Below are 409 nucleotides of genomic sequence, written 5' to 3'. Positions count from 1 at the left end.
CTGGGAAGTCTTGTCGGCCTTTCTGAGACTAGCATTCGAAACCTTGAAAAAGGCCGGAATGTTACCAGTGTCGAGATCATGCTTAAGCTCGCTGATCTGTTTGGCAAGGGGCCATTACAACTGTTCCCTGATTCCGAACTGGCAGAGTTAGCCGAAATGAAGTGGTCTCGAAGATTGAAGCAAGAAGCGTAACTGTAGGTTTCATTTGTCACACTTTTGTGCCCATGTCGCTATTATATAACGTAACCTACGGTTACGCAAGAGTGAATTGCATTCAACCTGCAGTTTTATTTGCCATGCCTGCATGATAACTACAAGTTAACTGTGGTTTATCTCAGGTAACGCGGAGGTCCTGTCATTATGAATTATTACCAAGAAATTCGGAACGTATACCTTAGCCGGATGAAAG

General features: G+C 44.0%; 1 protein-coding gene. It reads left to right on the top strand.

Translation table 11 applies throughout. From position 1 onward, the window contains the following. A partial coding sequence (locus ACSEXW_RS28320) for a helix-turn-helix domain-containing protein (RefSeq protein ID WP_438449521.1) occupies positions 1 to 192 on the top strand: 192 nt, incomplete at its 5' end. Positions 193 to 409 lie beyond the last annotated feature (217 nt).

Source organism: Oryzibacillus soli, assembly GCF_051594765.1.
In the GTDB taxonomy this organism is placed as follows: domain Bacteria; phylum Bacillota; class Bacilli; order Paenibacillales; family NBRC-103111; genus Paenibacillus_AR.
The sequence above is the reverse complement of the archived record's forward strand: the minus strand, read 5'-3'. Positions and strand labels throughout refer to the sequence as shown.